Here is a 25,424-nt window from a genome sequence, read left to right as displayed (position 1 = left end):
GGACCGTATCTTGACCACGCTGACCGAACCGCGGGTGGACGAGGGACGCATCCGCGCCGGGATCTACTGCCTGCTCGGCGAGGCCCTGCGCCACCCGACGGCCGCAATCGATCCCGGCCTGCTGCGCGACCTCGAGTTCGAGGATCCGCCACTGGACATGGCACGACTGACGCTGGTGGCCGAGGCCGCAGCCTCCGATCTGGACGACCTGAGGCGGGGACACACCCGGACATTCCCGCCGATCGAGTCGCAGGACTCCCCCACTTTTGAGACCGCCTACGTGGGCAAGGACGTCTTCCAGCAGACCAACCGGATGGCAGACGTCGCCGCCTTCTACCGGGCCCATGGCCTGAAGGTGGGCGGGAAGGTGAAGGAGCGGCCCGACGCCATCGGACCCCAGCTGGAGTTCATGGGCTTCCTCGCCTTCAAGGAGGCGGCCGCCATCGAGTCGGGGATGGACGACCTGGCCGAGACCTGCGACGACACCCAGCAGAAGTTCCTTCGCGAGCACCTGGGGGTGTGGGGGTCCGAGTTCGGACGCCGCCTGGCGCTCACCGGCGACCACCCCTTCTACCGGGCCCTGGGCGCTTTCATCGCCGCCTGGCTGGAGGAGGAACTGGATCGACGCGGTGTGGTACCGGCGGCGATGGGGCCGGCACCCGAGCCGGTGTCCCATCCGGCGGAGGAGGACTGCGGCCCGACGCCGGCCTGCGGCGCAGGCGGATGCGGATGCGGAGGGGAGGCACACGGATGACGAAGGTCTTCGGCAACCGGCGCTGGATGCTGCTGCTGGTGGCCCTGGTCGCCGCCGCGGGTCTTCGGGTTCTGGACGCCAACCCGGCGGCGGCCCAGACCCAGTCGATCACGGCGTGGCGCTCCGAGATCGCTCCAGGACTCGACTCCGCATCGGAGGCCTGGCAGCAGATCCCTCCGGTCCAGCTCCGGCTGACCGCCCAGAACGTCACCACTCCGATGGGTGGCGGCTCCATCCCCCTGGTGAGCGTCCGGGCACTGCACCACGAGGGAACCCTCTATGTGAACCTGCAGTGGGCCGACAGCACCGCCAACACCGATGCCCGGGCCGTGGACCGGTTCGTCGACGCGGTTGCAGTCCAGTTCCCCGGGCTGGCCGCGGCCACCGTCCCCGCCATCTGCATGGGCCAGGCCGACGGAGCGGTCAACATCTGGTACTGGCGCGCCGACGGTGGAGGGTCGGTGCTCCCCTATGACGGCTACGTCGACTACTACCTGGCGGAGGATGCGACCCACTACCCGCCGCAGGCTGCCGGGAACGTGCTCACCGGCACCCAGACCGTACAGAACCTCATCGCCGGTGGGTTCGGCTCGCTCACCCCGCTCGATCAGCAGGCGGTGGAAGGGGCGGGGGCGTACGACGCCCTCACCTGGTCGGTCACCATGGCCCGCACCTTCGCCGCCCCCGGGGCCGACCAGCCGTCGTTCGTGGCCGGCGCCGCCATCGACGTCGCCTTTGCGGTGTGGGATGGTGCCCAGGCCGACCGAAACGGTCAGAAGTCGGTCTCCAGCTTCGCCCGCATGCAGATCTCGGACTCGACCTACGGAAACACCGCCTCCGGCGGTGACGGCACCGCCCTCTGGATGCAAGCCCTCTACGTCCTCGGGGCCCTGGCCACCGTTCTCTTCCTCGTCGGGATCACGCGCAAGCCGAAGCCAAACGGGTGAGCAGCGGGGCCGAGTCCCGTACGGCGCAGTCTCCATCTCTCATCGACCTGAGGTGGCTGGCGCTCGCCACCGCCGTCGTCGCCACCGTGGAGATGGCCCTGCTGCGGGTCCTCACCCGCACCGTGATCCACATCCCCGGCCTCGACTGGTTCCGGTCGCCGTACCGGATCGTGACCGAGGCGGGACGATTCGCCCTCTATCTGGCGGCGGTTCTCCTCGTTGTGCTGATGGTGCTGGCGGCGGTCAGGGCGTGGGACCGCGGCGGGCGGCCGGTGACCGTGGTGCTGCTCGGGTTCCTGGTGGTGGCCGCCGGCGTTCGCCTCGGCATCGTCGGCGAGACCATCTCCGGAACCGCAACCGCCGTCCTGGTGCTGGCGGCCGTGGCCGCGCCACCCGGATGGAACACCGCCCGCCGCCTGCCGCTGATCGCCATGGCGGTGGCGTTTGCGATCACCGCCGCCGTCGATGTCCTCGGCTCGGCGGCACCCGGTGTCAGCCTTCCCACGGCCGCCCTGATCCAGGGTTCTGAGGCACTGGCACTGCTCGGGGCGACGTCGCTGGCCCTCTTGGCGCCGCGGCCGGCGGTGCGCAGGGCTGTGCTCGCGGGCGTGGCCGTGGCAGTCCTGGTGGCTGCCGCCCTGATGCGGGCCGAGGCGACGACCGAGATCTTGCTGCTGTGGAATCTGGGCGTGGCCGGCTACTTTCATCCCCTCTTCTACGCCGCCGCCTGCGGGGCGCTGACCTACGCCGGCGTGCGATCGCACCTCGCCGGTGACGACGCCGCCGTAGCCGGTGTCCTCCTGGTACTCGCCGGCGGGATCGGCCTCCACAGCACCCTCCAGAGCGGCGAGCTGATCATGGGGCTGTCGCTGCTCACCTTCCCTTCCCTGTTCCGGGGGCCCGTCAACCCGTAGCCGCTCACCACGCGTCGATGGTCATGACGCTGGTCGCCTCGGCAACCCGGCTCCCGCTACCGTTCCCGGCTCCTGGAGAGGAGGGGATGGGCGACGAGGCGATCCGCGAGTTCGTCGCCACCGAGTATCCCCGGGTGGTGGCGGCGGTCGCCCTCGCCACCGGCGACCGCGACGGCGCCGAGGACGCGGTTCAGGACGCCGTGGTGAAGACCCTGGCCGGGGACCACCACCCCGACAACCTCGCCGCCTGGGTCACCGTGGTGGCCATCAACGCCGCCCGGGGTCGGCAGCGGCGCTCCCGCTCGGAGGAGAGGGCCCTGACGCGCAGCGCGCTCCCCACCGCCGACCCTGGCCAGGAGGTCGTGACCGATCGGATCACCATCCTCGACGCCGTGGGCCGACTCCCGGACGGCCAGCGCACGGTGATCCTCCTCCACTACTACCTCGACGTGCCCGTCACGGAGATCGCCGGGTCGCTCGGAGTGACCGAGGGGACCGTCAAGACCCAGCTGCATCGGGGACGGGCATCCCTGGCGGCGGCATTGGGAGAAGAGCCATGACCTTCGACGAGCGTCTGCGCCGCCTCCTCGGAGAGGCCCTGGCACCGGAGCCGGTGGTAGACGCCGACGCCCTGGTCGCCGAGCTGAGTGCCCGTGTCGAGGCGGCGAAGAAGCAGCCACCTCGCAGGGGCCGGCGGGGTCGCCGCGGACCGGGCCCCGGGGTCCTCATCGTGGTGGCGGCGCTCATCGCCGGCGCCGTGATCGGTCTGCTCCTCGGCGGCGACGAACCGGCCACCCCCGGCGACATCAGCAACCGGCAGGTCGTCGCCTACGCCTGTCCCGGTGGCGACGAGGTGGCCACCCTGCACCAGGGAGACCGGGTGCAGGTGGTCGGAAGACTCGACGGGTGGCTGGCGATACGGGCGGTCGATGGTGGGCAGATCGTCTTCGTGGAACAAGGGGCGGTGGTCTTGGAGGGAGACGCCGCCGGACTCCCCGAGGTCGGCTGCCCTCAAGACGAGCCGACCCTCACCGTGTCGACGACGAGCCTGGCCACCACCACCACGACCGCCGCCCCCACCACGGAGACGACCACCCCGATCACCTCGACCTCGATGGCCGCTGCGACGACGAACCCGGCCGCCACGACCTCCACCACGACTCCCGACGTGACGGCACCGGTCGTGGAGAAGGAGGCGGTCACTCCAGGGGTGATCTGGGAGCTGGACTCCGAATCGCTGGCCTGCCCGGCGGGCAACCCCCGTCAGGCGACGATCACCGCCATCGTCACCGACGATCGGGGACCGGTCGTTGCCACCGCCTCTTGGACGCTTCCCGGCGGTCTTCCGGTGGTGATCACGATGACCCGATCGGGCGACACCCATTCGGCCACGTTCGGATCGTTCCCGGCGGGCACCGTCCCGGAGGATCCACCGACCACGGCGGTCACCGTCATCATCACGGCCGACGACGGTGCCGGCAATCGGACGACAGCCGAGGTCGAAGTCGTGGTCACCTCGTTGGCGACCTGCTTCGGCTGACGATCAGTCGTCGCCGCGCAGCTCCCGAAGCGTGGACCCGACCAGACCCGGACCGGCGTACACCAACCCCGTGTAGATCTGCACCAGGGCTGCCCCGGCGGCCAACCGCTCGGCCACGTCCCGGGGCGACATGATCCCCCCGCATGAGATCACCGGGAGCCTGGAGGCGGCGACCACCTCATGGAGCCGCTGCAGCGCCAGCGGAGCCAGCGGCTCCCCGCTGAGTCCCCCTTCCGGGGTCGGTCTCTCGATACCCGGTCGCTCGATGGTGGTGTTGCCCATCACGATGCCGTCGGCGCCCGCCTCCTCGGCGGAGGCGGCGACGCCGGGTGCGTCCGAGAGGTCGGGCGACAGCTTCACCACCAGCGGCACCCGCCTCCCGATGCGCCCTACCCAGACATCGCGCTCTGCCCGCAGCGCACCGAGCAGCCCCGAGATCTCCTCGGGCCGCTCCAGAGAGCGAAGGCCCTGCGTGTTGGGAGAGGAGACATTCACCGCCAGGTAGTCGGCGAGCGGGGCGAAGCGGGCAACCAGCACCCGGTAGTCGTCGAGCCGCCGCTCCGGGGGAGTGGCGGCGTTGGGACCGATGGACACCCCCAGGATCAGCCCGCCGGGGCGTCCTCCCCGCAGCCGCCCGGCCACGGCCTCCGCTCCCGCTCCCGGGAACCCCATGCGGTTGACCAGCGCCCGGTCATCGACCAGCCGATGCAGCCGGGGGCGACGGTTGCCCGGCTGCGGCTGTGGCGTCACCGTTCCCACCTCGACGTGCCCGAAGCCCATGGCGCCCAGGGCCCGCCACGCCACGGCATCCTTGTCGTACCCGGCGGCGAGACCCAGCGGGTTGCGGAATCGCAGCCCCATCACCTCCACCGGGGACGCCTCGCGCCGCCGGCGGCCGATGGCCCACACCGGACGGGAAAGCCTTGCGACAGCCAAGGCGAGGCGATGGGCCCGCTCCGGATCCATCCGGAACCCGATGGCGCGCGCCAGCCGGTAGCTCACGACATGGCGTCCACCTGCCGCCGCTGCTCCTCGTCGATGAGCCCGGCCGCCGCCAGGTCCTCGGCCAGCCCTCGGAGGGTCGTCAGGGAGTGCAGGGCGATCCCCTCGGCCGCCAGCGCCGACCGCCCCGCCTGCGACCGTTCGACCACGACCACCAGGTGCTCCACGACGAGGCCGTGGTGGCGAAGCGCCCGAGCCGATTCCAAGGCACTGACTCCCGAGGTGACGACGTCGTCCACGAGCACGAGGCGCTGGCCCGGGTGCCACTCCCCTTCGACGGCGTCACCGGAGCCGTGCTCCTTGGGCCGCGGCCGGGCCCAGACCATCGGAATCCCGCCCTGCAGCGCCGCCGCCGTCGCCAGGGGGAGACCGCCGTACGGGACGGCGCCGATCGCCTCGCCCCCGAGGCGAGAGACCGAGGCCGAGAGCACCGCCGCCACCCGGCGCAGCGACCCGGGATGGGAGACCAGCCGACGCAGATCCAGGTACACCGGCGACTCATTGCCAGAGCGCAGGGTGAAGCGGCCGAAGCGAACGCACCCGGCGGCATGGAGATCGACTGCGAGCAGGGAATCGTTGGATGCGGGCCCGACGGGCCGCAGCCGCGCCAGGGTGCTGCGTATGTCGGCCGCCGCCGCCCCTGGATCGCCGGCGGCGGCGATGGAGCGCGAGGCGGTCACCAGGAGCCCGCTTCCATCCTCCCTCAGGCCCACACCCAGCGAGGCGGGATCAGCCCCCTGCGCTCCGACACCCGGAGCCAGGATCCAGTGACCGGGTGCCGCGGCACGCACCCGCGCCAACGCTCCCGGATCGGTGGCGCCGGCCACCAGGCCCAGCCGATCCGGACCGGCCCAGGTGGTCGCCTGGCGCACCACCTCCTCATGAAGCACGCCTCCCCCGGTCAGGGCGAGATCCTGTACCGCCGCCGCAGAAGGGTTCGAGGTGCGGGCCAGCACCCAGACGCCAGCCCCGTCGTGGTCCAGGAATGGCCGGATCGAATCGATCCCCAGGTAGGGGCTGATGGTCACCGAACCGGCTCGCACGACCTCGAGACACGCCCGGGCGTAGGCGGCGCCGCTCTCTGGGATGTCTCCCCGCTTGGCATCGAGGATCACCGGAATCTCTTCGGGCACCTCCGCCACCAGGTCGATCAACGACTCGATCCCCTCGGGGCCCAGGGCCTCGAAGTAGGCACTGTTGAACTTGAATGCGGCGGCGCTCGGGGCGGTGGCGGCGATGATCCGGCGCGCCCGGCTCCGGGCCTCCCCTGTGGTCGCCTCCCGGGGGTCGATTCCGACGCAAAGACGGGTACCGGCATCTCGGGAGCGCTCCTCGAGCCGTGTGAAGAACCCGCTCATGCCTTGCCCAGGACCATCGCCAGCAACGCCATTCGGACGTACATCCCGTACTCCATCTGCCTGAAGTAAGCCGCCCGGGGATCGGAGTCCACCTCCATCGTTATCTCGCTCACGCGGGGAAGTGGGTGCATCACGATCATCCGCTCCTTCGCCTCGTTCAATGTGTCGGGCGCCACCACGTAGGCGCCCTTGACCGATTCGAACTCGGACTCGTCGGCGAACCGCTCCTTCTGGACCCGTGTCACGTAGAGCACGTCGGCATCGCCAAGGGCGTCCTCGATCCGATCGTGGACCGTCACCGACATCCCGGCTGCGGAGAGGTCGGTGAGGATCTCCTCGGGCATGCGCAGGATCTCGGGCGACACCAGCGCCAGGGTCACCCGGTACATGGAGAGCAGGCGGGCCAGTGAATGCACCGTCCGCCCGTACTTGAGGTCCCCCACCATCGCCACCTTCAACCCGTCCACGGCCCCGAGCTCCTGACGGATGGTGTGGAGGTCGAGCAACGCCTGCGTGGGGTGCTCCCCGACGCCGTCGCCTGCGTTGATGATCGGCTTGGTGGCGTACTCGGCGGCCAGGGCCGACGCCCCGACCTCGGGATGACGCAGCACGATGACGTCGGCGTAACGCTCCAGGGTGCGAACCGTGTCCGGGAGCGACTCGCCTTTGGAGACCGACGAGTAGCGGACCTCGTTGATGGCGATCACGCTCCCCCCGAGTCGCTGCATCGCCGCGGCGAACGACGACGAGGTGCGGGTCGATGGCTCGTAGAACAGGTTGGCCAGCACCTTTCCCTTGAGCAGGTCGAAGGCGCCGACCCGGGCCACCATCTCCTGCATCTCCCTGGCCACTCCGAACACGTGGTCCAGGTCGGCCTGATCGAACTGCCGGACCGAGATCACATCGCGGTTGTAGAAGCGCGAGTCGCGCCGGTCTCCGAACGGCAGGTGGTTGATCGTGGTCATGTCCTGGCTCAAGCGCCCTCCTTCACGTCGCCTCCCGCCCCGATCGGGGCGATCACCTCGCCGCCGTCGAACGCCTTTTCTCCTCGGATCACCACCAGGGTGACCCGTCCCTTCAGCCGCTGCCCTTCGAAGGGGGACCACCCCGCCCGGGAACGCAGGTCGGTGGCCCGTACCGTCCAGCGCTCATCCGGATCGACCTCGATCCAGGTGTCGGGCTGCTCGGGAAGTCCGAAGATGGAGCGAGGCCGCTCGTGAAGCCGCACCACGAGGTCCTCCACCTCTAGGCGCCCTTCGTGGACCGCCCCCAAGAGGAGCCCCAGGGCGGTCTCCAGTCCGGGGAAGCCGGGAGGCGGATCGTCCGAGTCCTTCTCCTCGACGGTGTGCGGAGCGTGGTCGGTGGCGAAACAGTCGATCGCGTCGAGGTGATCCCACAGGGCCGCTCGATCCTCGGGACTCCCCAGTGGCGGGCGCACCGACCATCGTCCGCCGGACTCGGAGGCATTGGAGGCATCGAGGAACAAGTGGTGAGGCGTCACCTCGCAGGTCACCGGGATCCCCCGCTCCTTGGCTCGGGCAACCAGACGGATCTCGTCCCGGCGCGATACATGACACAGGTGGACCGGCCTCTCGAGCATCTCGGCCATGAGGATGGCGGTGCCCAGCGATGGCCCCTCGGCATGGACCGCCACCGGAGCGTGCTGCGGCCAGTTCTCCAGATGGCGCCACCAGACCTCGAGATCGCCCAGGCGCATGTCGCCGTAGGTATGGTCGAGATACATCTTCAGGCCCACGGTCGCAGGGGCAAGGGTGGGGACCGATTCGGCGTTGCCGTCGGTGGCACCGGCGAAGAGCCCGTAGTCGACCCGGGAGTCTCGGGCGGCCAGGGAAGCCACGACGAGGGAGGGGCTGTCGACCACCGGCGGTGAGGTGTTGGGCATCGCCAGCAGCGTGGTGAAGCCACCGGCGAGGGCTGCTGCAGAGACGGTGTCCCAGTCCTCCTTGTGGGTCTGGCCAGGATCACGCGTGTGGGCGTGGACCTCGACGAGCCCGGGGAGCCGCAGACCGCTCATGGCCCAAGAAAAAGGACCCCCGCAGGGGTCCCGATGAAGGGTTCAGGAGAACGGCGTGCCCGGGTCATGTCTCCTCCCGGCGCATCGTCCACTCCCCTGCTCGGCCGGGTCGGAGTGTATGCCGTCGACGCCTCTCCGCCAAGCGCAACCATCGACCACCCGGCACCGGCTTTTTTCCTGTATTCGGCGTGTAAAATCCCCACATGAAGTTGCCTTCGTCCGCCTCCGACCGGCGGCACCGGGCGCTCGCCGATCCGGTTCGCAGGCGTCTGCTCGACCTGATGAGGGTGGATGCCGAGCCGCGACACGCCACCGGGCTCGCCGATGCCGTGGGCCTTCATCCCAACACGGTGCGGGGGCATCTCGCCGTGTTGGAAGGAGCCGGCCTGGTGATGCGCACCCGGGAGGGCCGCAGCGGGCCGGGAAGGCCTCGCGTGCTGTACTCGGCGACTCCGGGTGCCGGCGAGTCGGACGGTGATGGCTACCGCCTTCTCGCCGGTGTCCTGGCCACATCGCTGGAGGCATCAGCCCCTGATCCGGCGTTCGCCGCCGAGGTGGCGGGACGGGAGTGGGGCGCCCGCCTGGTCACCCCGATGACCCACCTTCGCCCCGGAGACTCCCGGGGAGTGATCGTCGAACTCCTCGAGAAACTCGGATTCGATCCGGAGGAAGGCGATGCGCCAGACACCATCAACCTGCGCGACTGCCCGTTTCGCCAGATGACGCGGGAGCACGCCAACGTGGTGTGCTCCATCCACCGCGGATTGATGCAGGGAGCCGCCGACGCCCTCCCCGGAGCCGAGACCGTCGAGAGGCTCGACCCCTTCGTGGAACCTTCGCGCTGCCACCTGGTCCTGAGGTCGGCGTGATCGAGGAGACGGCGATCCGAACCGCCCTGGGCGAGGTGATCGACCCCGAGTTGGGCGTCCCCATCACCGAGCTGGGACTGATCTACCGCGTCGAAATCGCCGACGGCAAGGCGAGCGTCGAGATGACCACCACGACACCGGTGTGCCCGCTCGGCTCCTATCTCGAAGGCGAGATCGAGCGGCGACTGCTGGCGGTTGAGGGCATCGAGGAGGTCGACGTCCGCCAGGTGTTCACCCCGCCGTGGTCGCCCGAGATGATGACCGACACCGCCCGCCGCATGCTGGGATGGCAGGTCTGATCGAGACGGCTCAGCCCACCACCGGCACCCGCGCCATGGCCTGGGCCACCTTCTCCTCCGGGTACTCGAAGTCGCTCAAGTCTCCGGCGAGGTAGGCGTCGTACGCCGACATGTCGAAGTGCCCATGCCCGCACAGGGCGGTGAGGATCACCTTCTCCTCCCCCGCCTCCCGGCAGGCCTCGGCCTCGCGGATCGCCGCCGCCAGGGCGTGGGTCGGCTCCGGAGCGGGAACGATCCCCTGCGTCCGGGCGAACTCGACCGCCGCTGCGAAGCACTCCGACTGTCCGATCGCCACCGCCTCGAACATCCCCAGCTCGTGGATGTGGGAGAGCAGCGGCGACATCCCGTGGTATCGCAAGCCGCCGGCGTGGATCGGGTCGGGGATGAAGTCGTGGCCCAGCGTGTGCATCTTGAGCAGCGGCGTCATCCCGGCGACATCGCCGAAGTCGTAGCGGTACTCACCCTTGGTGAACGAAGGGCATGCCGCCGGCTCCACCGCCAGGATCCTGGGATCGATCCGCCCCGCCAGCTTCTCCCTCAGGAACGGGAAGAACAGCCCGGCGAAGTTGGACCCTCCGCCGGTGCATCCGACGATCAGGTCCGGGGTGTCGCCGGCCAACGCCATCTGGCGCAGCGTCTCCTCGCCGATCACGGTCTGATGGAGCAGCACGTGGTTGAGCACGCTGCCCAGCGCGTACCTGGTCGAATCGTCCTCCATCGCCGCCTCCACCGCCTCTGAGATGGCGATGCCGAGCGAGCCGGGAGATTCCGGATCCTGATCGAGGATGGCGCGCCCCGCCGAGGTCAGCGGCGAAGGTGACGGGTGGACCGTGGCGCCCCACAGCCGCATCATCGAGGCCCGATACGGCTTCTGCCGGAACGAGGCCGCCACCTGCCAGATCTCGCAGTCCAGGCCGAACTGGGCACAGGCGAAGGCGAGAGCCGAACCCCACTGCCCGGCACCGGTCTCGGTGGTGAGCCGCTTGGCTCCTTCTCGGGCGCCGTAGTAGGCCTGAGGCACTGCCGTGTTCGGCTTGTGGCTCCCGGCGGGCGACACCCCCTCGTACTTGAAGTAGATCCGTGCCGGGGTGTCGAGGCGGCGTTCCAGGTTGCGAGCCCGGAACAGAGGGCTCGGTCTCCACAGCGCATAGATCTCCCGTACCGGGTCCGGGATCTCGATGTACCGCTCCGCAGAGACCTCCTGCTCGATGAGGGCCATCGGGAACAGAGGCGCCAGGGCCTCCGGGCCGATCGGCTCGTGCGTGCCCGGGTGAAGGGGCGGTGGAGGAGGCGTGGGCAGGTCGGCGATGACGTTGTACCAGTGCCCCGGCATCTCCCGCTCGGTCAGGTCGAATCTGGTGGCGGTCTGCCGCTGCGATCCCATGGCCCTTCCTTCCTCCTCGGCGGGCCGGGAACGGTAGCCAGATGTGGACCGGGCGGCCAGGGATGGTTGGGCTCAGAGGGCTTCGATCGCCTGCCAGTGCTCGTCGCGCAGGGTCTCCGAGCAGGCCGGGAAGAGGTCGTACTCCTCGATGGCGATGTGGTGATCGAGGTCGTCGAGGAGTCGCTCCAGCGGGGCGCCGCGCAGGTCCTCCCGGTGTTCCAAGGCGGCGGCGAACCTGCGGTGGTCGTCTTCGAGATCGTCGACGAAGTACGACCCGAGCCCGGCGCTGCGGGCCTCTGCGAACAACCCCTCCTCCTCACGCTCCACGTGGGGTCGGAGCAGCGTGGCGAGGCGATCGAGAAGCGGAGCGATCTCTTCCGGATCGGCCTTGCGAACCTCGGCGATGACGCCGTCGATGACATCGTGCTCCGCCCCCAGGCGAGCGATTTCGGGCACCCGGCGACAGCCGCAGTACTCACACACGGCGATCGCCACCAGACAGGGTCAGCCCGAGGGCGGCACCCATCACCGTCGCCTCGGCGGTGGTGGCGCCGGCGAGAGCAGGCACGTAGACACGCTCCTCCTGGTCGAGGTGGAGCAGCACCACCGCCCGCAGCGAGTAGAGAATGCACGGAAGGTGGGCGACGTCGTCCCGCTCGACGGCCGATTCGAGGTCGGCCACCATCTGGGCGATCCGATCGTGGCCCAAGGCCAGTGCTCGAGCAGCTCCGCCCCGGGCCCGTAGGACCAGCTCGGCCGGGGGGTAGAGGACCTCCTCCTCGGTGACCGAGTGCTCCAGCAGGTCGTCCCGAAGGAAGGCGATCGCCTCGGCGAGTCGGACCTGGCGCTCGGCCTCGTCCATGGTGACGATCTCGGATGCGAGCTCCCCGAGGCCCTCCACCGCCGGGCGCAGATGGGCGTGCTCGGCGGACACGGCCATCGAGATCGCCTCCCCCACCTCGTCGCGCTGCGGCCACTCCAGGTCGGGACGAACCGAGTCGAAGTGGGTCTCGGACGGGGGCGGCGAGGAGGCGAACATGGCGACCATCCCGACCGGTCCCGCCTCCATCCCGCGAACGTCGCCGGCAGGAACGGTGGCCACGTCGCCGGCCCGGAGCTCGTGGAGGTCGTCGCCGATCAGCACTCGGGCGTCGCCGTGGAGGATGGCCACCGCCAGGTCGGTGTCGGGGGCGTGGGCCGGGATCTCCTGCCCGGCCTCGAGCCCCACCAACACGACCCGCATCCCCGGCGACACTCCAAGTACCCGCTTGGCGGCAGCGTCGGCACTGAACTCGGCGAGATCGGTGCCGGGCCCTGCCAGCCGCCGCATGGTCGTCTCGATCATGGTCAGGGCTCCTTTTTTACAGTGACCGCCTCATTAACTACCGTCGGGGCGATGTCGCGACCATCGCAGGCCGGGTCGGCCAAGCGTAGACGCCTGGTGGTGCCGGTTCTCGCCGCGGGCGTGGCGGCGCTGATCGCCGGCGCCTGGGCGGGCCTCGCCAGGTTCGGGATGTCTGTCGGATCCCCTCCTGCGGCTCTCCACGGCCCGCTCATGGTCCTCGGCTTCCTCGGAACGGTGATCGCGGTGGAACGAGCCGTCGCCCTGGGGCGGCCCTGGGCCTGGGCGGCGCCACTGGTGTCGGCAGCCGCAGTGGTGATGCTGCTCCTCGGCGCCGAAGGTGCCGGATCCGCCACCCTCACGGTTGCCGCCGTCGCTCTCTGCGCCGCCTACCTCGCCGGGATTCGAATCTCGGGGCCCGAACCGCACCTCCTGGTGATGGGCCTGGGAGCGGTCTCCTGGCTGGTGGCGGCTGCGGGCATCACGGTGAGCACGCCGGTCCCCGAGGTGGTCCCTGCTCTGGCCGGGTTCCTGGTCCTCACCATTGCCGGCGAGCGCCTCGAGCTGTCGCGCATGGCCCCGCCCCGGCCCGCCTGGTGGCTCCCGGCGGTCCTCGGAGCCTCTCTTGCCATGGCACTGGCGGCCGTCATCGGATCACTCGCCATGAGCCCGGCGTCCTCGATCGGTGGCTTCGCCATGGTGGTGCTCGCCGTCACGCTGGCATTCGGCGACGTGGCCAGGCGCACGATCCGTCGTCCCGGCGTCACTCGGTTCATGGCGGTGGCGCTGCTCGTCGGATACGCCTGGCTGGCCCTTGCGGGGATCCTGTGGGTGGGAGGGCGCCTCGCCCCGGGCCCGATCACCTACGATGCCGCCCTTCACGCCGTCTTCGTGGGGTTCGTGCTCTCCATGGTGTTCGCCCATGCCCCGGTCATCGTCCCCGCCGTGGCCCGGATCGAACTGCCGTTCCACGCCGTGTGGTGGGCGCCCCTGGTGCTGCTCCATGCCTCGCTGGCGCTTCGGATCGGAGGAGCGTTCGGTGACTCCTACTTCGCAAGGTCCTGGGGCGGAACCCTGAACGTGGTTGCGCTGGGCGGTTTCCTGGTCGTCGTGGCAGGTTCGGCGGTTGCCGCCCGAGTCGGACGGTCGGGAGGTGCACATGGCCCCTGAAGAGGACATGGCGACCGGTACCGCCCGCATGCCGGTCGGCTTCTACCTGGGGGCCACCCTCGTCGGGCTCTGGATGCGGCTGGTGCTGGCGGGATGGAGGTCTCCGATCCCGTTCGACCATCTGCTGCACGCCCACTCTCACACCCTCTACTTCGGCTGGGCCGGACTGTTGATCCTGGTGGCTGCCGATGCGCCGTACCTGAGGTGGGCGGGGTTCCTGGTGACGGTCATGGGGGCCGCCTTCCTCGCCGGAGGTTACGAACCGGCGGCGATCGTTGCATCCACGCTGGTGATGTTCGCCTGGTACGCCGCCATCGGCTCGTGGTGGCGGCGGCCACAGCGTTCGGAAGACAGCTTGCTGCGCCGCTCGCTCGCCTACATGCTCCTCGCCAGCGTCGGTGTGTGGGTGCTGGCGGTGCTCAAGGCGACGGAGGCCGGGAACGCCCTGGCCGAGGACCTGGCGATCCACGGATTCCTCGGGACCTTCGCCTGGTCGTTCGTGTTCGGCGCCGCCGCCCTGGTCGCCCGGTGGCACCCCCTCGACCCCGACGGCGGTCGCCGGCTGACCACCTGGTGGTTGGTGCTCGCCTGGATCACCTTCCCGCTCGGGGTGGCCGGCGGCCCGGAAGTGGCCGTGCTCGGACCTATGGCGCGGATCGCAGGCGTACTGCTCCTGTACCCGGCCGCTCTTTGGATGGTTGCACTGTGGCGTACCACCGAGTTGCCCCTGAGGCTCGCCGCCGCCTGGTTCGGCCTCGCCGCCACCGGCCTCGCCGCCACCGGCATCGGCGGCACCGCCCTGCTCGAGGCGGCGGGGCGGGCCGGGGTGGTGGTGTACCTGCACACTCTTCTCCTCGGCTTCGTCACCACCGTGGCCATGTGGCACCTGGGGAGGCTGTTCCAGGCGAGAACGGGACCGGCGATCGCCGGCCACCAGGCGGGGGTCGCCCTGATGCTCACCGGGGTGGCGCTCCCGTGGGTGGGGACCACACCCACCATCGCCATGGACCTGGCCGCCTGGGGGGCACTCCTCACCTGGCTTGCCGGCCTGGCCTGGGCCGGCGCCCTGTGGGGTGCCACACCGGGAACGACACACTCGAACCAAGCAACGACGACCAGCCGACAGGAGGCATGAGAGTGGAAGAAACGACGCTAGACATCCGACCGATCGCGCCAAGGGATCGCCACCCCTTGATCTTCTCGGAGTGGGAGGCACTCGCCCCCGGTGAGGGGTTCGTGCTGGTGAACGACCACGACCCGGTGCCGCTGTTCTATCAGTTCCAGGCGACCAAGCCGGGCGAGTTCACCTGGGATCACCTGGAGTCCGGGCCCGAGGTGTGGCGGGTGCGCATCGGCCGCCCCGGTGAGTGATCAGAAGCCTTCGGCGGTGCTCGACAACCGCCGGTCGGGTTGTGCCACCGGCCTGATCCGAGCCGACGCGGCCATTGACCGGCTAGGGCCCGGGGAGGTCCTGGCCATCCTAACCCGGGACCGTTTCGCCCCGGCCGAGGTCCGGCTGTGGGCGGAGAAGGCGGGGCACCGCCTGGTCGCCGTGGAGCGGGCCGGCGTCTGGCCGCTGCGGTACCGACGGCTGCTGGTGGAGCGCGGGGAGACGCCGTAGCGACCGGCGATCGACGAGCGCCGGCATCCCGGTCGATCGCCGGCGGGAAGCCAACTGAGCGCCCATGACGACCGGCCTGCTCAGCCTCCCGTCGGGCGGTAGATTCGGATCCCGTCGACGTCGACCACCATCAACCAGGGCAGGTCGGTGCCGAACGCGGCGCCGAGCTGGCCGGGGCTGCCCGGATCGGACGGAGTGAACGGGTTGCGCACCGGGGTGACCGGCGTGACCGACCCGTCGGGGAGGATGGTGGCGTACCCGGCGAGCTGCACCGATTCGTCGGACTCGGGGGCACCGGTCAGCAACAGATGGATCCTCCCGTCGGCGGTCGTGGCCACCTGGATGCCGGCGAACGCCCCCACCGAGGAATCGGCGGCGTACACCATGGGCAGGATGCGATCGACCGGTTGCGGCGCATCGGGGAGCTCGATGCGCAGGCCGCCCTCGACCAGAGTGATCCGGTAACGGGAGCCCGACTGGGTCATGAACCACTCGACGGAGAAGGTGACCGCGGCCGCTGGGTCGACTCCGACCATGGCCCCCTGGTCGTCGAACCCGTACAGCGTGGCGCCGTCGTCGACCCGGGGGACGACATACCCGGGGATCTCGATCTCTTCGAAGCCGGCTTCGGTGACCAGCATCATCGCCGTCGAGCCCTGACCCAGCCGGAAGGCCACGAACTCGCCCCCGGCGAGCACCCGGGGCAGCTGGAACTGCGCGTACACCCCCTGGGAGAGCAGCTCGACGGGGATGGGCAGAGCATCGAGGAAGGCGCCGTCCGCCGCGTACCGGGCGAGACGCGTCTTGGCGACGTCTAGGAACCACCAGGTGCCGTCGGGGCCCTGAGCCCCATACTCGGGCCCGAGATCGAGCAGGCCCCCCTCCCCGCCAGGAGAAGTGCCCAGGTCCGTCTCGGCCGAGCCGTAGGGGATGAACACCTCCTCCATCCAGTCAGATCCCATCTCGGCGAGCGCCTCGGGGATGGCGAGGACGTCGACGAAGGGGACGGTCGTCGTGGTGGCCACCGGCTCGGTGGTGGTCGTGGTGGTGGCGGCGACGGTGGTCGTCGTGGCGGTGGTGGTGACGGAGGTCACGCTCGCCGTCGTGGTGGGAGGAACCGTTGTGGTGACGGTGGCGTCGTCGCCGCAGGCGGCGATCGCCAGCAGCAATCCCGCCACCGCGGCGAGCCTGCGATCGAGCATTCCGGACACTCCTCGTCTCGCGCCCCCGCCCGGTGAAGGGCAAAGAGTAGGGCGCGCCGATCCCGGCGCCAGCAATCGCCGGGCGAAACGAGTTGAATGTCCCACCATGAACGGACATGGTCCGTCGGCGTTCGAGATCCTCGGAGGGCGCTGGACGGCGCCAGGCTGGATGCGACCGCTGTTTCGCTGGGACGCACTGACCGTCGGCCTCGGTGCCCACGGTGTGGCGCTGTTCCTCCTGGACGAGATGACGCGGCCTGCGCTGGGAGCGGGCATCGTCGCCGGATTCGTGGCCTGGCGCGCCGCAATGCGGTTCTGGCGCCTGAGAACCAGAGATCCGCTGAGCGCGCATCGCATCGAGATGATCCGGGCGGTGGGAAGCCTGCTGCTGGCGGCAGGGTTGGTGGCGTCCGATGGCGGCACCGAGAGCCCGTTCTTCTTCTGGCCGCTGATCATCCTCGCCTGGAACGCCCTGGTGCACTCGGTGGACGACTTCGGGATCCTCATCGCCGTCACCCTGGCGACCTACATCGCGGTGGTGGCGCTGGTCCGGGACTACACGGCGACCTCGATGGCCCGGTTCGGGTTGCTGGTGATCTTCTGCGGCGTCCTGCAGGTGGGGATACTTCGGCTCCGGACCCAGGGGCGTCACAGCGCCGAGCTGACCCGGTTGCTGCGCGAGGTGCTCGACCGGGCGCCGGTGGGGTTGGCGGTCGCCGACGAGGAGACCGGCGAAGTCGCCTTTGCCAACGAGGACTTCACCGGGCTGGGCCTGAACGACGACGAGGTCAGGGATGCCGCCGCAAGGGCCCACCTGGCCCAGGTCGGCGGGGAGGCGCTGGTGCTCGACCGTCCCGAGCCCGACGGCACGATCCGCCACATACGCGTCATCGCCGGGACCCCGGAGGTTCGCACCACGGCGACCGTGATCCTCACCACAGAGGACGTCACCGACCGGGTGGAGATGCACGAGGAACGGCGGCGCTTCCTGCAGATGCTCAACCATCAGTTGCGCACGCCCCTCACCCCCATCATGGCCTATTCGGAGCTGCTCGCAGCAGGCGAGTTGGAGCGCGCAGAGGCGGAACGGGCCGTCGCCGAGATCATCGGCGCCGCCCGCAGGCTCAACCGCCTGTTCACCCGGATGGCGAGCATCGTCCAGGTGCAGGAGGAGCGCCATCACATGCTGGCTCCATCGAAGATGGCTGCGGTGCTTCGGGCGCTGCGGGCGATCGAGCCGAGCATCGTGGAGGGCGTCGACGTGGAGGGCGACCCGGAGATCCAGGTGCTCACCCACGAGCCGACCGCCGCCACCGCCCTGTTCGAACTGCTGGACAACGGGCGCAAGTACGGGGTGGCTCCGCGTCGCCTGGCCTGGTCGGAGGAGCACGGCGAGGTCACCATCACCGTCTCGGACTGTGGGTCGGGTCCGGCCTCGACCGACCCGTTCACACCGTGGGGAAACGGCGCCGACCCCGGAACCGACCCCGACGCCGGCACCGCCCTCGGCCTGCCCCACGCCCACGTGCTGGTGTCTCTTCTCGGCGGCGAGCTGACACTGGAGAGGGATCAGGGCCGCTGCACCTTCTTGATGCGCCTCCCCCAGCCGATCTGAGCGGCACCACCGGTTGCAACGGGACGACGAATACGATGCCCGCACGCCATCTCGAAGGGGGAAGAGGATGAGGATGCCCGCCGAACTGGAGACGAGGTTCAACGACCAGGTGACGATGGAGCTGGCCTCGGCCAACGCCTACCTGCAGATGTCGGCTCACTTCGCAGCCCGCAACCTCACCGGAATGAGCCGCTGGATGCGACTCCAGGCAGAGGAGGAGCGCGCCCACGCCGACCGTTTCCTCGACTTCGTACTCGATCGAGGCAACCGGGCGCTGATCGGGGCGCTCCCCGCCCCGTTGGAGTCGTTCGACACGCCCGCCGACGCCTTCGCCGCCGCACTCGAACAGGAGCGAGCGGTGACCAAGGCGATCCACGACCTCTATCGCCTCGCCGACACCCAGGGGGACCTGGCGAGTATCCCGTTCCTGCAGGCCTTCATCTCGGAGCAGACCGAGGAGGAGGCGACCGTGGAGACGATCCTGGAGCGGCTCCGCCTGGCCGGCAACGACGCCGGCGCACTGATACTCATCGATCAGGAGTTGGGAGGCCGGACAGCCTGAGTCCGGGACCTACCGGCCCGCCCGCTCCACCAGGTAGGCGGCGAGGACGGCGGCATGTGACCGCTGCGGGTTGCGCGCAGCCGTGACCAGGGTCAGGGTGCCCTCGATGGCGAGCACCCCCTCGATGGCGGGGTTGGCGTCGAGCTCGTCCCGGTACTGGGTGGCGAACCGCTCGAAGTCCACATCGTCCCCGTGGAATGTGCGACGCAGTTCGGTCGAAGGGGCCAGGTCCGGCCTCCAGGCGTTCCCCGGCCAGTAGGCCCGGCGCACCCCACGCGGCCACATCCGATCGATCAGCATGCGGGTGCCGTCTTCGTCGCCGGGCGGGTCGTAGACCCGCTTCACCGAGACCTGGTCGACCACTCGCCCCTCCCCTCAGCCGAACTGAACCGAACGCTTCGACAGACCGAACCAGAATCCGGAGAGGGCGGTGCTGCCGACGGGGTCCGATTCGGCCGCAGCACCCAGGGCCACGAACAGCGGGGCGAAGTGCTCGGTGCGGGGATGGGCGATCGGCGCCGCCGGGGCCCTCCCCTGGAAGTCGAGCAGGGAATCGACGTCGCCCGCCGCCACGGCCCGGTCCATCCAGGCGTCGAACTCGGCCGACCACGAGGGTGGTTCCGAGTCCGGGCCGGCGTGCCAGTTCATCTCCCGAAGGTTGTGGGTGGTGAACCCGCTGCCCACGATCAACACGCCGGCCTGGCGCAGCGGCGCCAGGCGCCGCCCCATCTCGAACAGGGCGGCTGGATCCAGGGTCGGCATCGACAACTGGAGCACCGGCACGTCGGCGTCGGGGTACATCTCGACCAGGGGGACATAGGCGCCGTGGTCCAGCCCGCGGGTCGGATCACGCCGCACGCCTGCACCGAGTATCGCCTCCACGTCGTCGGCGAGCCCGGGTGCACCCGGGGCCGGGTAGGTGACCTGGTAGTAACGCTCGGGGAAGCCCCAGAAGTCGTAGACGAGGGGGACGGTCGTGGTGGCACCGATCGTCGCCGGCGCCGCCTCCCAGTGGGCGGAGACGACGAGTATCGAAGTCGGGCGAGGGATGGCCGCCGACCACGCTGCCAGCTGGTCGGTCCACACCGGGTCGTCGGCCAGCGGCGGGGCGCCGTGGGAGAGGAACAGCGCAGGCATCGGCCGGGCGGTGTCGACTTCGCTCGTCACCATCGCACGCACCTCCTGGCGCCTCATTGTGATCTCGATCGTTCGCCTACGCCCGCAAGATCGCCCAGACGACGATGGGGCCCGTCGGACGGGCCCATCGCACGGTCGGGTTCGGGTCAGGATGCGGGGATCAGCTGGGCGTCGATCTCGATCTTCACCTTGCGCGAGACCAGCCAACCTCCGGCCTCGAGGGCCACGTTCCAGGTGAGGCCCCAGTCCTCGCGGTCGATCTCGGCGGAGGCCGAGAATGCGGCGTGCTGGGTGCCCCACGGATCGGTGGCCATCCCCTCGTACGACATCTCCAGGACCACGGGACGGGTGACGTCGCGGATGGTGAGATCCCCGGTCAGCAGCCAGTTGTCGCCGGCCGATTCCACCGAGGTGCTCACGAACCTCATCTGCGGGAACTTCTCCACATCGAAGAAGTCGGCGCTGCGCAGGTGGTTGTCACGATCGGGCGCCCCGGTGTCCACCGAGGCCAGTCCGATGGTCACATCCACTGTCGAATCCTCGGGGTTCTCGCCGACGATCACAGTGCCGTCGAAGTCGTCGAAGGTACCGCGCACCTTGGTCACCATGAGGTGGCGGGCGACGAAGGCGACACTGGTGTGGCTCTTGTCCAGCGTCCAGGTGCCTGCTGCGGGAAGGGTGGTCTCGGTGCGGGTGGTCATCTGATCTCCTTGTCGTGTGCGACACACAATAGTTGCTCAACACAACAATTGTGAGTGGGGAGTATTCCCGGATACCATCACCGGCATGGACCGCCTCCCCGATGATGCCCGGATCCGGGTGTGGCAGGGCCTGATGCGGGTCCATGCCGATGTGACGGCCGCCCTCGACGCGGCCCTCATGGGTGGGCACCGGCTTCCCCTCTCCTGGTACCAGGTGCTCGTCGAGCTGCGGCTCGCCGGAGGGTCGATGCGGATGCACCGCCTGGCAGAGACGGCGACGCTGAGCCGCTCGGCCACCACCCGCCTCGTGGACCGGATCGAGGGTGCCGGCCTGGTCGAGCGGCGGGTTTGCCCCGAGGACCGAAGGGGCATGGAGGTTCTCCTCACCGAACAGGGCCGCAAGGTCCAGCGAAGTGCCGCCCCCACGGCCCTGCGGGGGCTTCAACAACATCTCGGCCGGCACCTGACCCAGGAGCAGGCGGAGGCGCTCGCCGAACTGCTGGCGAAGATCGCGAGCGGCCAGGCCGCTTCCTGCCCCGCCGACGGCGAGAGGGAGTCTCCATCGACGGCGACGGTCGTCGACGACCACTGAGACCGGGCGGGCGAAGCCGGGCCGGTGATCGCTTGACGACCCAGGGCCATCGCCCCGCCGATGGTCGCCACCTACGATTTCCCGATGGCATACGACCTGGGCCTCGCAGAAGACGTCCGCGCCCACATCGGCACCCGGGCCGACGTCACAGAGAAGACCATGTTCGGCGGGCTCGCCTTCCTCATCGGCGGAAACATGGCAGTCGGTGTGAACGGAGCCGACCTGATGGTGAGGGTGGGGAAGGACGATCACGAGGAGGCGATCGCCCGACCCGGGGCGCGCACCATGGACTTCACCGGTCGTCCGATGGAGGGCTGGGTGGTGGTGGCGCCCGAGGGGACCTCGAACGACGCCGCCCTCGAGGCTTGGATCGAACAGGGGATCGCCTTCGCCGCAGGCCTGCCGCCCAAGTAGCGGCCTCGGCAGCCAACGGCCGAGATCCACCCGCTAACGAAGCAGGTGCCGACCCAGGAATCCGGTGATTCGATCGACGTGGGGAAGGAAGCGGTCCAGGTCGCTGTGGCCGGCGTCGTCGACGATCAGCACCTCGGCGTCGGGACTCGCCGCCGCCAATTGGTGGAGGTTCTCCAAGGGCACCACCTGGTCGGCGGCTCCGTGCACCAGCAGGGTCGGTGCCTGCACAAGTGCGATCCGGTTGCGGGGGGCGAAGTCGTCGAAGGGCTGCCCGATGGCCTTCTGGATGATCCCCAGGGCGGCAGCGCGCACCGGTCGCGGCGCCGAAGCCATCTGCTGACGCATCAGAGCGCCGGGGTCGGCCGGCGACGCCACCGACACCAGGGCCTGCAGTGCACACCCGCGCGAGGCGCTGAGGATCGCCGCACCGCCGCCGACCGAGTGGCCGACGACACCGAGGGTGGACACCTCGTCGCGCCCCGAGAGCCACCCGAGGGCCACCTCGAGGTCGTCGGCGAAACGGGGCATCGACACGAACCGGCGACGGTCCGACCGGCCGTGGTTGGACACGTCGAGGAACAGCGAGTGGAACCCGGCCCGATGCAGGTGCGGGGCCAGCGGGAGCATCAGGGAGGCGTTCCCACCCCAGCCGTGGAGTACGACCACGGCGGGAGCGGTCCCCTCGACCGGGATGAACCAGGCATGGAGCCGGGGACCGCCCGGAGCCTGCAGCCACAACTCCTCCTCGGGAAGGCCGATGGCGTTGGGGGCGGCCACGCTCTGCGCCCCGTGAAGGCCGGCATGGTCGATCCGTTGCGGGGCGACGAACCACACCCACTTGCGCAGGCCGCGCAGCCTGGTGGTCACGGCCGGGCGGTTCCGTGGTCGTTGATCTCCCCCAGGCCGGTGTCGAGGAGGTCGAAGCACCTGGCCATCAGTTCGGGCAGGGACTCCTTGCCGCCTCCGGCCAGCCACAGGGCCATCGAGGCCCGCATGGCGGAGAGGGCGGCTCCGGCGAGCAGCCGGGGCGCGATCAAGCGGTCGGGATCCGTCCCCAGCCAGCCGGCGACGATCCCGGCCACGGTGGTCTCCCAATCCGCCTGGAGCTGCAGGCTGCGGGCTCCGACGGAGGGAGCCGTGGTGATTATCTGGAACCGGCGCAGCATCTGCGCCCGCTCGCTCTCGTAGTCGGCCGACACGGCGACGAACGCCGCCCGCAGCGCCCGCCACGCAGAGGCATCGGCGGGCCCTCCCTCCAACTCCGCAACCAGCCGGTCGAGGCGAGCGGCGTAGTCGGCGAGGACCACGTCCTCCTTGGACGGGAAGTAGTGAAAGAAGGTCCGGGGGGCGATCTCGGCTGCAGCGGCGACATCCTCGACCGTGGTGCCGTCGAATCCCTGCTTCTCGAAGAGATCGAGGGCGGCGCCTTCGATGGCGCGCCGGGTGCGCAGCTTCTTGCGCTCCCGCAGGGTGGTGTCACCGGACATGGGGAGCAGGCTACCACCACTTCACTGCATGGTCCGCATTTTTGCGTTTCCTGCAACTTTGCCTAGAGTGCACATCCCCTACACGAGGAACCACAAGTGCTCGCCCGACTCGGTCGCTTCGCAGCCGCCCACCCCTGGCGATACGTCGCCGCCTGGATGCTCGCCGCCGCCCTGCTCGTGGGGAGCGTGGCGATCGTCGGTCCGGCATTCACCTCCAAGATCACCGCCCCGGCATCGGAGAGCAGTGCCGGGCTCGACCTGCTGGCGAGTGAGTTCCCCGACGCCGGCGGCGACTCGGGCACGATCGTGTTCGCCGCCGACCAGGGGGTCGAGGACTCCGAGGTGGCATCCGCCATGGCCGGCCTCTTCGAGGCGGTGACGGATATCGACGGGGTGGTCAACGTCCTCAGTCCCTACTCCCCGATGGGCGCCGGCCAGATCTCGGCCCTGGGCGACTCCGCCGGCAAGGTGGCGTACGCCCAGCTGGTGCTCGAACCGGGCACCACCACCGACGACGGGGCGAGGATCTCCGACGAGATCGCCGCCCTCTCCCCCGACATCGCCGGGCTGGAGATCGCCCTCGGCGGCGACATGTTCCGCGACCGGGAACCTCCCAGCTCGGAGATGCTGGGCCTGGCCTTCGCCATCTTCGTGCTCATCCTCTCGTTCGGATCGGTGCTGGCCATGGGGCTGCCCATTGCCACCGCCCTGGCCGGGGTCGGCACCGGGGTGGCGGCCACCGCCCTGCTCAGCAACCTGGTCGAGATGCCCGACTTCGCAGCAACGATCGGGATCATGATCGGCCTCGGCGTCGGAATCGACTACGCCCTCTTCATCGTCACCCGGTACCAACAGCACCTCGGGGCCGGCGAGTCGATCACCGAGTCGATGGCGGCATCGCTCGACAGCGCCGGGCGGGCGGTGCTCTTCGCCGGCGTGACCGTGGTGGTGTCGCTCCTGGGAATGGTGCTGATGGGGGTCGGCTTCGTCACCGGCCTGGCCTTCGCCGCCGCCACCACGGTGCTGCTCACCATGGCGGCTTCGGTGACACTGCTCCCTGCCCTGATCGGGCTGGCGGGCCAGCGCATCCAGATCACCAGGTGGAGCGGCATGATCGCCTCGCTCCTGGTCGCCATCGCCCTGATCGGCGTCGCCCTGGGGGTTCCGGTGCTTCGCTTCGCCCTCATCCCCGCAGTGGTGGTGCTGATCGCCGGAAGGTTCGGCGGCCCGCTCTCCAAGACGATCACCCTGCGCAAGGAGAGGCCGGTCGAGGCCACAGGCGCCTACCGATGGAGCCGCTTCGTGCAACGGCGAGCGACCATCATCACCGTCTCGGCGTCGGTGGTGCTGGCAATCGCCGCCCTCCCCCTGTTCTCGATCCAGCTCGGGTTCACCGACGCCGGCAACGACCCTGAGGGCACCACCACCCGGGAGGCGTACGACCTGCTGGAGGCCGGGTTCGGCGCCGGCGCCAACGGGCCCCTGGTCCTGATCACCACCCTCCCCGAGGGTGCCGACCCGATGGCGCTCCAGGGTGTGACGGCCACCCTGGGGGATGTGGAGGGTGTCGCCCAGGTGTCTGTGGGCATCCCCAACGATCCGCAGCAGCCGACGGCGATGCTCTGGCGCCTCACCCCCGAGACCGGGCCGCAGGACGAGGCGACGTCCGACCTGGTCCACCGGCTGCGCGACGAGGCGATCCCCGGGATCGACGCCGACCTGGGCACGGAGATCCTGGTGGCCGGGTCGGTGGCGGCCAACATCGACTTCTCCGACTACCTGGCGGAACGCATCTGGTATTTCTACGGGGCGGTGCTGTTGATCTCGTTCCTGTTCCTGATGGCGGTGTTCCGTTCGGTGCTGGTGCCGCTAAAGGCGGTCTCCATGAACCTGCTGGCGATCGGTGCCGCCTACGGGGTGGTGGTGGCGGTGTTCCAGTGGGGCTGGGGAGGCTCGCTGCTCGGGATCGAGCCGGGCCCGATCGAGCCGTTCGTCCCGATGATGCTGTTCGCCATCGTCTTCGGGCTCTCCATGGACTACGAGGTGTTCCTCCTCACCCGGATCCGGGAGGAGTACGACCGGACCGCCGACAACACCAGCGCCGTCGCCGACGGGTTGGCGGCCACCGCCCGGGTGATCACCGCCGCCGCCCTGATCATGGTGTTCGTGTTCGCCTCCTTCGTCCTCGAGGACATGCGCACGGTGAAGGTCCTCGGGCTCGGGTTGGCGGCGGCGGTGGCCATCGACGCCACGGTCATCCGCATGCTGCTGGTCCCGGCGACCATGGAGCTGCTCGGCGACCGGAACTGGTGGATCCCGAAGTGGCTCGACCGGGTGCTCCCCAACCTGGTGGTGGAGCCGCGGAGGGTCGAGGCGGAGATGGCGCCGGTGGAGTGAGAGTGGCCGATCCCGGTCGGACGCCGGCGGGGATCAGACCGACACCTGCGATCCCGGATGTCGGCACAGGTCCAGGTGCATG

General features: G+C 69.9%; 29 protein-coding genes. 16 read left to right on the top strand and 13 right to left on the bottom strand.

Going from position 1 to position 25,424, the window contains the following annotated elements:
* Positions 1-10: 10 nt before the first annotated feature.
* The 5 genes from QY307_09820 to QY307_09800 are packed head-to-tail and all read left to right on the top strand — an operon-like array spanning position 11 to position 4,155.
* Positions 11-754 carry a molecular chaperone TorD family protein gene (locus QY307_09820; GenBank protein ID WKZ82364.1) on the top strand — a complete coding sequence of 248 codons (744 nt, stop codon included), beginning with the start codon at positions 11-13 and terminating at the stop codon, positions 752-754.
* Positions 751-1,701, top strand: a complete 951-nt coding sequence (locus tag QY307_09815) for an ethylbenzene dehydrogenase-related protein (protein WKZ82363.1) — start codon at positions 751-753, stop codon at positions 1,699-1,701. Before QY307_09820 ends, QY307_09815 begins: the two co-directional genes overlap by 4 nt.
* Positions 1,698-2,615: a hypothetical protein gene (locus tag QY307_09810; GenBank protein WKZ82362.1), complete on the top strand. Its 918-nt coding sequence runs from the start codon at positions 1,698-1,700 to the stop codon at positions 2,613-2,615. The genes QY307_09815 and QY307_09810 overlap by 4 nt, the downstream gene beginning before the upstream one ends.
* Positions 2,616-2,638: 23 nt before the next feature.
* Complete coding sequence (locus QY307_09805) at positions 2,639-3,175, top strand: sigma-70 family RNA polymerase sigma factor (protein WKZ82361.1); 537 nt, start codon at positions 2,639-2,641, stop codon at positions 3,173-3,175.
* Positions 3,172-4,155: a hypothetical protein gene (locus QY307_09800; GenBank protein ID WKZ82360.1), complete on the top strand. Its 984-nt coding sequence runs from the start codon at positions 3,172-3,174 to the stop codon at positions 4,153-4,155. Before QY307_09805 ends, QY307_09800 begins: the two co-directional genes overlap by 4 nt.
* Before the next feature lie 3 nt (positions 4,156-4,158).
* Here QY307_09800 and QY307_09795 read toward each other — a convergent pair whose 3' ends face one another.
* Genes QY307_09795 through QY307_09780 form a run of 4 tightly spaced genes read right to left on the bottom strand, consistent with a single transcriptional unit; the run spans position 4,159 to position 8,550 of the window.
* Positions 4,159-5,157, bottom strand: coding sequence for a quinone-dependent dihydroorotate dehydrogenase (locus QY307_09795; protein ID WKZ82359.1), 999 nt, complete (start codon positions 5,155-5,157; stop codon positions 4,159-4,161).
* The gene (gene pyrF / locus QY307_09790) at positions 5,154-6,515 is read right to left on the bottom strand and encodes an orotidine-5'-phosphate decarboxylase (GenBank protein ID WKZ82358.1); all 1,362 of its coding nucleotides are present in this window, start codon (positions 6,513-6,515) and stop codon (positions 5,154-5,156) included. Before pyrF ends, QY307_09795 begins: the two co-directional genes overlap by 4 nt.
* Positions 6,512-7,480 carry an aspartate carbamoyltransferase gene (gene pyrB / locus QY307_09785; protein WKZ83792.1) on the bottom strand — a complete coding sequence of 323 codons (969 nt, stop codon included), beginning with the start codon at positions 7,478-7,480 and terminating at the stop codon, positions 6,512-6,514. Before pyrB ends, pyrF begins: the two co-directional genes overlap by 4 nt.
* A gap of 8 nt (positions 7,481-7,488) precedes the next feature.
* A complete protein-coding gene (locus QY307_09780; GenBank protein ID WKZ82357.1) occupies positions 7,489-8,550 on the bottom strand; it encodes an amidohydrolase family protein in 1,062 nt (353 codons plus the stop codon).
* A gap of 203 nt (positions 8,551-8,753) precedes the next feature.
* Between QY307_09780 and QY307_09775 the strand changes: the two genes are divergently transcribed.
* Positions 8,754-9,419 (top strand): helix-turn-helix domain-containing protein, encoded by a 666-nt coding sequence (locus tag QY307_09775; protein ID WKZ82356.1) that lies wholly within the window; start codon positions 8,754-8,756, stop codon positions 9,417-9,419.
* Positions 9,416-9,718 (top strand): metal-sulfur cluster assembly factor, encoded by a 303-nt coding sequence (locus tag QY307_09770; GenBank protein ID WKZ82355.1) that lies wholly within the window; start codon positions 9,416-9,418, stop codon positions 9,716-9,718. Before QY307_09775 ends, QY307_09770 begins: the two co-directional genes overlap by 4 nt.
* Positions 9,719-9,728: 10 nt before the next feature.
* Here QY307_09770 and QY307_09765 read toward each other — a convergent pair whose 3' ends face one another.
* The 3 genes from QY307_09765 to QY307_09755 form a co-directional block, all read right to left on the bottom strand.
* A complete protein-coding gene (locus QY307_09765) occupies positions 9,729-11,102 on the bottom strand; it encodes a TrpB-like pyridoxal phosphate-dependent enzyme (protein ID WKZ82354.1) in 1,374 nt (457 codons plus the stop codon).
* A gap of 72 nt (positions 11,103-11,174) precedes the next feature.
* Positions 11,175-11,597: a hemerythrin domain-containing protein gene (locus QY307_09760; protein ID WKZ82353.1), complete on the bottom strand. Its 423-nt coding sequence runs from the start codon at positions 11,595-11,597 to the stop codon at positions 11,175-11,177.
* On the bottom strand, positions 11,578-12,447 hold the full coding sequence (locus QY307_09755) for a hemerythrin domain-containing protein (GenBank protein ID WKZ82352.1): 870 nt from the start codon (positions 12,445-12,447) through the stop codon (positions 11,578-11,580). Before QY307_09755 ends, QY307_09760 begins: the two co-directional genes overlap by 20 nt.
* A 51-nt stretch (positions 12,448-12,498) precedes the next feature.
* Between QY307_09755 and QY307_09750 the strand changes: the two genes are divergently transcribed.
* From QY307_09750 to QY307_09735, 4 genes are read left to right on the top strand one after another with little or no spacing between them, the layout of a single operon-like run.
* Positions 12,499-13,614, top strand: a complete 1,116-nt coding sequence (locus tag QY307_09750) for a hypothetical protein (protein WKZ82351.1) — start codon at positions 12,499-12,501, stop codon at positions 13,612-13,614.
* Positions 13,604-14,749 carry a hypothetical protein gene (locus QY307_09745; GenBank protein ID WKZ82350.1) on the top strand — a complete coding sequence of 382 codons (1,146 nt, stop codon included), beginning with the start codon at positions 13,604-13,606 and terminating at the stop codon, positions 14,747-14,749. The genes QY307_09750 and QY307_09745 overlap by 11 nt, the downstream gene beginning before the upstream one ends.
* The gene (locus tag QY307_09740; GenBank protein ID WKZ82349.1) at positions 14,746-14,985 is read left to right on the top strand and encodes a DUF2249 domain-containing protein; all 240 of its coding nucleotides are present in this window, start codon (positions 14,746-14,748) and stop codon (positions 14,983-14,985) included. Before QY307_09745 ends, QY307_09740 begins: the two co-directional genes overlap by 4 nt.
* Positions 14,978-15,235 (top strand): sulfurtransferase TusA family protein, encoded by a 258-nt coding sequence (locus QY307_09735; protein ID WKZ82348.1) that lies wholly within the window; start codon positions 14,978-14,980, stop codon positions 15,233-15,235. Before QY307_09740 ends, QY307_09735 begins: the two co-directional genes overlap by 8 nt.
* A gap of 80 nt (positions 15,236-15,315) precedes the next feature.
* Here QY307_09735 and QY307_09730 read toward each other — a convergent pair whose 3' ends face one another.
* Positions 15,316-16,437, bottom strand: coding sequence for a hypothetical protein (locus QY307_09730; protein ID WKZ82347.1), 1,122 nt, complete (start codon positions 16,435-16,437; stop codon positions 15,316-15,318).
* A 106-nt stretch (positions 16,438-16,543) separates the two neighbouring features.
* Between QY307_09730 and QY307_09725 the strand changes: the two genes are divergently transcribed.
* Entirely contained in the window at positions 16,544-18,052 is a 1,509-nt protein-coding gene (locus QY307_09725; GenBank protein ID WKZ82346.1) for a HAMP domain-containing sensor histidine kinase, read from the top strand.
* Between the two features lie 73 nt (positions 18,053-18,125).
* Positions 18,126-18,614, top strand: coding sequence for a ferritin (locus QY307_09720; protein ID WKZ82345.1), 489 nt, complete (start codon positions 18,126-18,128; stop codon positions 18,612-18,614).
* Positions 18,615-18,623: 9 nt separating this feature from the next.
* Here the strand turns inward: QY307_09720 and QY307_09715 are convergent, their stop codons facing one another.
* The 3 genes from QY307_09715 to QY307_09705 form a co-directional block, all read right to left on the bottom strand.
* Complete coding sequence (locus QY307_09715) at positions 18,624-18,977, bottom strand: DUF488 family protein (protein ID WKZ82344.1); 354 nt, start codon at positions 18,975-18,977, stop codon at positions 18,624-18,626.
* 12 nt (positions 18,978-18,989) lie between these two features.
* Positions 18,990-19,784, bottom strand: a complete 795-nt coding sequence (locus QY307_09710) for a class III extradiol ring-cleavage dioxygenase (protein WKZ82343.1) — start codon at positions 19,782-19,784, stop codon at positions 18,990-18,992.
* Between the two features lie 113 nt (positions 19,785-19,897).
* Positions 19,898-20,452: a YceI family protein gene (locus tag QY307_09705; protein ID WKZ82342.1), complete on the bottom strand. Its 555-nt coding sequence runs from the start codon at positions 20,450-20,452 to the stop codon at positions 19,898-19,900.
* Positions 20,453-20,537: 85 nt separating this feature from the next.
* Between QY307_09705 and QY307_09700 the strand changes: the two genes are divergently transcribed.
* Together QY307_09700 and QY307_09695 are read left to right on the top strand one after the other, a co-directional pair.
* Positions 20,538-21,044: a MarR family transcriptional regulator gene (locus QY307_09700; protein WKZ82341.1), complete on the top strand. Its 507-nt coding sequence runs from the start codon at positions 20,538-20,540 to the stop codon at positions 21,042-21,044.
* A gap of 84 nt (positions 21,045-21,128) precedes the next feature.
* Positions 21,129-21,458, top strand: a complete 330-nt coding sequence (locus tag QY307_09695) for a TfoX/Sxy family protein (protein ID WKZ82340.1) — start codon at positions 21,129-21,131, stop codon at positions 21,456-21,458.
* A 33-nt stretch (positions 21,459-21,491) separates the two neighbouring features.
* Here QY307_09695 and QY307_09690 read toward each other — a convergent pair whose 3' ends face one another.
* Both QY307_09690 and QY307_09685 read right to left on the bottom strand, forming a co-directional pair.
* Entirely contained in the window at positions 21,492-22,325 is an 834-nt protein-coding gene (locus tag QY307_09690; GenBank protein WKZ82339.1) for an alpha/beta fold hydrolase, read from the bottom strand.
* Positions 22,322-22,945 carry a TetR family transcriptional regulator gene (locus tag QY307_09685; GenBank protein WKZ82338.1) on the bottom strand — a complete coding sequence of 208 codons (624 nt, stop codon included), beginning with the start codon at positions 22,943-22,945 and terminating at the stop codon, positions 22,322-22,324. The genes QY307_09690 and QY307_09685 overlap by 4 nt, the downstream gene beginning before the upstream one ends.
* 96 nt (positions 22,946-23,041) lie before the next feature.
* Between QY307_09685 and QY307_09680 the strand changes: the two genes are divergently transcribed.
* Positions 23,042-25,342 (top strand): MMPL family transporter, encoded by a 2,301-nt coding sequence (locus tag QY307_09680; protein WKZ82337.1) that lies wholly within the window; start codon positions 23,042-23,044, stop codon positions 25,340-25,342.
* Positions 25,343-25,424: the final 82 nt, after the last annotated feature.

The organism is Acidimicrobiia bacterium (assembly GCA_030584185.1).
Taxonomy (GTDB): Bacteria; Actinomycetota; Acidimicrobiia; order Spongiisociales; family UBA11373.
The sequence above is the reverse complement of the archived record's forward strand: the minus strand, read 5'-3'. Positions and strand labels throughout refer to the sequence as shown.